Origin of the sequence: Commensalibacter sp. A3DC (assembly GCF_047307945.1) — a bacterium.
GTDB classification, from domain to species: Bacteria; Pseudomonadota; Alphaproteobacteria; order Acetobacterales; family Acetobacteraceae; genus Commensalibacter; species Commensalibacter melissae.
In genome coordinates, this window is record NZ_JAXOQA010000005.1 from 46,641 (window position 1) to 52,741 (window position 6,101).

4 protein-coding genes, 1 tRNA gene and 1 pseudogene are annotated in these 6,101 nt (G+C 36.9%); 1 reads left to right on the top strand and 5 read right to left on the bottom strand.

Annotation, left to right across the window (positions count from 1 at the left end; translation table 11 throughout):
* Positions 1–326: 326 nt before the first annotated feature.
* The 5 genes from clpX to U0839_RS01330 form a co-directional block, all read right to left on the bottom strand.
* Positions 327–1,589, bottom strand: a complete 1,263-nt coding sequence (gene clpX, locus U0839_RS01310; protein ID WP_155565356.1) for an ATP-dependent Clp protease ATP-binding subunit ClpX — start codon at positions 1,587–1,589, stop codon at positions 327–329.
* A gap of 117 nt (positions 1,590–1,706) precedes the next feature.
* Positions 1,707–2,351 (bottom strand): ATP-dependent Clp protease proteolytic subunit, encoded by a 645-nt coding sequence (locus U0839_RS01315; protein ID WP_110438935.1) that lies wholly within the window; start codon positions 2,349–2,351, stop codon positions 1,707–1,709.
* A 157-nt stretch (positions 2,352–2,508) separates the two neighbouring features.
* Complete coding sequence (gene tig / locus U0839_RS01320; protein WP_155568023.1) at positions 2,509–3,840, bottom strand: trigger factor; 1,332 nt, start codon at positions 3,838–3,840, stop codon at positions 2,509–2,511.
* Between the two features lie 131 nt (positions 3,841–3,971).
* Positions 3,972–4,056: transfer RNA gene (locus tag U0839_RS01325), tRNA-Leu, on the bottom strand.
* A gap of 86 nt (positions 4,057–4,142) precedes the next feature.
* Complete coding sequence (locus U0839_RS01330; RefSeq protein WP_413549904.1) at positions 4,143–5,576, bottom strand: NAD(P)H-hydrate dehydratase; 1,434 nt, start codon at positions 5,574–5,576, stop codon at positions 4,143–4,145.
* Between the two features lie 191 nt (positions 5,577–5,767).
* Here U0839_RS01330 and U0839_RS01335 point away from each other — a divergent pair.
* A pseudogene (locus U0839_RS01335) lies at positions 5,768–6,101 on the top strand (hypothetical protein); the annotation flags it as partial.

Sequence of the window (6,101 nt, forward strand, 5' to 3'; positions counted from 1 at the left end):
AGATTTCGGATTCAATTTTCTTTTCTGTCATAAATTTATGACCTCCTTATATGGACGATCCTGTAAGAATGCCCAGGATGGCACATTCTATAAGATTACAATCTTAATATTATATATGCAGTGTATTAATTTTTTTTAAAGTAATAAACAGAATTAATTATCCTGAACCTTTATGAGTAAAAAATAATCCTAAATATTAAGATTTATTACAGATAATAAATTAATATAAAAAAAAATTACATCAAAAATAAGATATTTCTCAACCTTTTTTGATAATAATAAAAAAGACCCTTTTAAAAGAGTCTTTTCCATAAAACAATAAATGTTTATGCTGTTTGTTCTTTATGAGGGGATATCTCCTCATAAACGTAAACCGGTTCCTCTTTATGGTTAATCACCTCTTTATTAATGACAACTTTGCTTACCCCTTTAAGATCTGGCAATTCATACATTGTCGACAAAAGAATATCTTCCAGAATTGAACGCAACCCACGCGCACCTGTCTGTCGTTCAATGGCCTTATTAGCAATTTCCTGAATAGCTTCTTCTGTAAATTGCAATTGCACGTTCTCCATTTCAAACAGTTTTTGATATTGTTTTACTAGAGCATTTTTTGGCTCAGTCAGTATCTTCATCAAGGCTTTTTGATCAAGATCATCAAGTGTAGCGATTACGGGCAATCTTCCAATAAATTCAGGAATTAACCCGAATTTCATCAAATCTTCGGGTTCCATCTGTCGAAACAATTTCCCAACTTCTTTATGATCTTGTGAATTTACATCTGCACCAAATCCAATCGTGTACCCTACACTCCTATCACTAATGATTTTATCCAAACCTGCAAATGCACCACCACAAATAAAGAGAATATTCGTAGTATCCACTTGCAGGAATTCCTGTTGCGGATGTTTCCGTCCTCCTTGAGGAGGAACAGATGCAACAGTACCTTCCATAATCTTAAGAAGAGCTTGCTGAACACCTTCGCCACTTACATCCCTTGTAATTGAAGGATTATCAGATTTACGTGAAATTTTATCAATTTCATCAATGTAAACGATACCCCGCTGCACCCGTTCCACGTTATAATCTGCAGCCTGTAACAATTTCAATAATATGTTTTCGACATCTTCACCAACATATCCTGCCTCGGTCAGGGTTGTTGCATCTGCCATTGTAAAAGGAACATCCAGAATTCTTGCAAGGGTTTGGGCCAACAAGGTTTTACCGGTTCCGGTTGGTCCAATAAGCAGGATATTGGATTTAGCTATCTCCACATCACCAGCTTTATCGATCTGGTTTAACCGTTTATAATGATTATGAACAGCAACGGACAAAACCTTTTTTGCGTCTGTCTGTCCTATAACATAATCATCCAAAATTTTACAAATTTCTTTAGGAGTGGGTAGATTGCCTTGTTTTTTTGCTATTTGCGTTTTATTCTCTTCACGCACAATATCCATACATAATTCGACACATTCATCGCAAATAAATACGGTTGGACCTGCGATTAATTTACGCACCTCATGCTGTGACTTCCCGCAAAAAGAGCAATATAATGCATTTTTTGAATCTTTTTTATTATCAGTCATTTTAACCTTCACCCCCAATTAAAGTCAGGGTCAGAAATACCAACCAGTAAATATCATTATATAAATTATTTAGTTAAATAAGATAATTTTTAAAGAAATCTTATAATAATATTATGACTATTTGTCACTTTCTTTTAACAAATCTGCATTACGATTTTGAACTACCTTATCAATTATACCAAAATCCCTAGCCTCTTCAGGTGACATATAACTGTCTCTTTCAAGACGTTGTTCAATTTCCTCTAGTGTTCTTCCGGTATGCAATTTATAAATCTCGTTAAGCTTTTTACGTATTTCCAATATTTCTTTGGCCTGAATTTCTATATCGCTTGCCTGACCTTGCGCACCACCAGAAGGCTGATGAACCATGATTCTCGCATTGGGCAAGGCAAATCGATTATTGGGTTCACCTCCACATAAAAGTAATGATCCCATTGAGGCTGCCTGACCAATGCAGACAGTACTAACAGGACAACGTATATATTGCATCGTATCATAAATTGCCAAACCAGCCGATACTACACCACCAGGACTGTTGATATAGAAAGAAATTTCTTTTTTTGGATTTACACTTTCTAAATATAATAACTGAGCAGAAATCAAAGATGCAACTTGATCATATACAGGACCCGTGAGAAAAATGATTCTTTCCTTAAGCAGACGAGAATAAATATCAAAAGCACGTTCCCCTCTGGACGTTTGTTCAACAACCATTGGAACAAGTGTATTATCATATATTTCCAGAGACTTGAAATCTCTCATTAATTTTCTTCCCAAATTTATGTTTGATTAAATAATAGTATATTTATTCAATTTAAGAAAATAAATACAACAAAAATAAGATAGAATTCAATTTTCCAAAAAAAAGAATGTCTGGAAAAATTTCCAGACATTCCCAATACCAAAATCTATGAAATTCCTAAATCTTAACAGTGGGCATCTTAGAGAGCTCTTCCGGACTCACCTCTTTATCCTCTACCGTGGCAAGCTCTGTAATATAATCAAGAACTTTATTCTCGTAAAGTGGACCGCGAATAGATTCGACAGCCTGCGGATTTTTCTGAAAAAATTCCATAACTTCTTTTTCTTGTCCCGGATAACGCATCGCCTCGGCCCGCATCGCCTGAACAAGTTCATCTTCATTAATTGTTATCGAATTGACTCTTCCAATTTCAACAACCAGCAATCCAAGGCGAACACGTCTTTCTGCAATTTTGCGATAATCTGCCTTTAAAGTTTCCTCGTCTTTATTCTTGTCTTCTTCATCAAGAAGATCATTTTTACGGTCATTTTCAATACGCTGCCAAATTTGCTTGAATTCTGTATCAACCAGTCCTTCAGGCAATTCAAAATTAACTTTCTCAGCCAACACATCCAAAATATCACGTTTCAATCTCAAACGGGACATCTGATCATATTCAGCAACAATTTGCTTTTCAACAGCTTCTTTTAGTTTATCTAAATTTTCAAATCCGAGTTTGGTTGCAAATTCATCGTTCACTTCAGGAACAATAGCCTCTTTTAAGGTTTTTGCCTTGATATCGAATGTTGCCTCCTTGCCAGCCAAATTGGCAGCCTGATAGTTTTCAGGGAAAGTAACCGTTATTACTTTTTCCTCTCCTGGTGTCATTCCTTCAATCTGTTCTGCAAATCCCGGAATAAACCCCTTACCACCAATTTCAACATCAACATTCTCTGCAGTGCCACCCTCAAAAGCTACGCCTTCAACCTTACCCACAAAATCAACAGACAGAACATCACCGGATTTAGCAGGCCGCTTTTCATCAATAGCCTTAAATTCACGTTGCCGTTGGGCAATTGTGTCAAAAGCAGATTTAAGCGATTTTTCATCTGGCTTGGCTTTTAAGCGAGTCAAATGAATATCTTTAAGATCTGGAATTTCAAAGTCTGGAATCAATTCAACTTCAAAAGTGAATTCCAGATCATCCCCCTTTTTATAACCCTCTTTGAGATTGACCGATGGTTGACGGGCAGGTCGCAGACCTCTTTCACTCAATGTATCTCTGACTGCATTTGAAATCGCCTCATTGACAACCTCATTCTGAACAGATTCTCCATAACGTTGCTCAACAATCGTTAATGGCACTTTTCCCGGCCTGAAACCAGGGATATTCATCTCGTGTCCAAGTTTTGTTAATCGTTGATTTCTCGTTTCAGCGAGTTGTTTTTCTTCAATAATGATTTTGAAGCCGCGTTTTAAGCTTTCAGAAAGCGTTTCAGTAACCTGCATCAGCCAGGCCATCCTCTCGGTCTAAATTAAATTTTACCCTAATATTATAGAGCGTTTCAGAATTAACATTAATTTATATCACTTTAACAGCCAGATCACAAAAATCATATGGAATTAACATCATACGTTTTTGGTGCGGATGGAGGGACTTGAACCCCCACGACTTGCGCCACTAGATTCTAAGTCTAGCGTGTCTACCAATTTCACCACATCCGCACGTCTGTGCATTGAAGTTTTTCTATTTAACGCACTATCTATCGCAGGGCAACAATTTTTTTAACAAAACTCAATTTTTCTTATTTTCATTTTTCCACGTGATATCGACCATTATCTCTCGCCTTGCCAAGATTGTGAATTAAGTCCATTGCATCAGGCCAAGAATTGTTATGTAAAAAAGCTGCCTCTCCATGAATCCAGACCGCGGCACAAGACGCTTCCCATACCTCCATACCACATGCAAGCAAAGTCGCGATGACTCCCGTTAGTACATCCCCAGATCCTGCTGTCGCCAATCGTGCATTTGCATGACAATTGACCGCTACCCTGCCATCGGGAGAAGCTATTAATGTATCCGGACCTTTGAGAATGACCACTGTATTAAGAATACTAGCTGCCTTTTTAACCGCTTCAATCCGGCAATCTTTAAAATCACCAAATATCCGTTTAAATTCACCTATGTGAGGTGTAATAACGGCACATTGTTTCAACAAATCAAAATTTTCTTTTGTCAAAGCGCTTGCATCGGCAACAATCGTTTTATTTGTCTTGATTAAATTTGTTAGGGATATTTTAACCTCATCTTCTGTCAGACCAGGCCCGCATACCCAGACTTTTCTTCGTTTATCCTGTAAGGTATCAGTGAAGTCACCCTCATCAACCATAAAACAGGGTGAAGTTAACAAATATAAATCACGGCTACCAAAGGCAAAGATATGCACCAATCCGGCCCCGCAGGAAGAAGCTGCTAATGCTGATAAACGAGCGGCTCCTGTTACCGTTCCCCCTCCCACAACATTTACAATGCCACGATGATATTTATAATCTTCAACGTCTGCAATTGGAAGTTCCCATAATCCCGGTTCGTTCAACCAGGTATTTATTGATAGCTCTGACAATATATTTTCTGGTATACCTATATTTGCAATAACAAGTTTACCTATATATTCTCGTCCAGGTAAAAGATAATGTCCCGCTTTGGCTCTACAAAACGTTACGGTCAATTCAGCGTGGGGAGCATAACCTCTAATTATACCCGTCTTGCCATCAACACCAGAGGGCATGTCTATGGCAACAAGATGATCTGCAGCTTTCAACACTGAACTTATATGATCATCAATGTCACGAGATAATCCCGCACCAAAAACAGCATCCACAACTAAATCTGCATCCCTCACAGATTGAATATTAAAATCAGTTTTATCTCCATTCCATTGAACAAAAGCCTTGTAAGCATCAGTTCCCTTTTCTGGAGGTTTCAAAGAGGCAACCTTAACTGGCCATCCCTCATTGGCAAGTATGTGTGCCACGACATATCCATCACCTCCATTATTTCCAGGACCGCATAAAACAAGTATTTTACAAGGTTTATAAAATTGCATAATTGCCCGTGCAACGGCTAATCCAGCATTTTCCATCAAAGTTAAAACAGGCAAATATTGCATTGCGATCTTGTCAACCTGATTCATTTCTTCTGGATTTATCAGAAGCAAATTAGTTTTTTCATTTTTTAATTGCATAATGATATATCTTTCAATGTGATGAATTAAGTATATCACTTATAATTATAACTACGAATGATTATAATATGGCAAACTATAAAGAAAAATTGCTTTTTTTGCCTTTATTTGACATGAATGATTTTAACAATCATCACGTCAATGATAAGACGGATTTAATCTATCGAAACCACAATATCTAGGAAATTAGTATGGCTCATATGAATTTTTACTGGGGAATTATCACTTCGATTAACTCTATTGCTCTTTCCATATGGATCGGAAGTATATTTTTTTATTGTCTGAGTGTTCAATCATCAGTGGGATTACTTGATAAAACACTCAAATCTTCCGTATTATTGCAAAACCTGAAAAGAATTTATCAACTTAATGGTTTTAACGCTTTTGCCATCCTGATTTGTCAATTGATTCTTTTTATTCACCACTATTTTGACAAAACTGTAAACTGGTCTGGTTATGCCGCCATAATTACCATTATTCTAATGATAATTTTCCATCTATATAGTTTTACGTCAGCCTATCAAA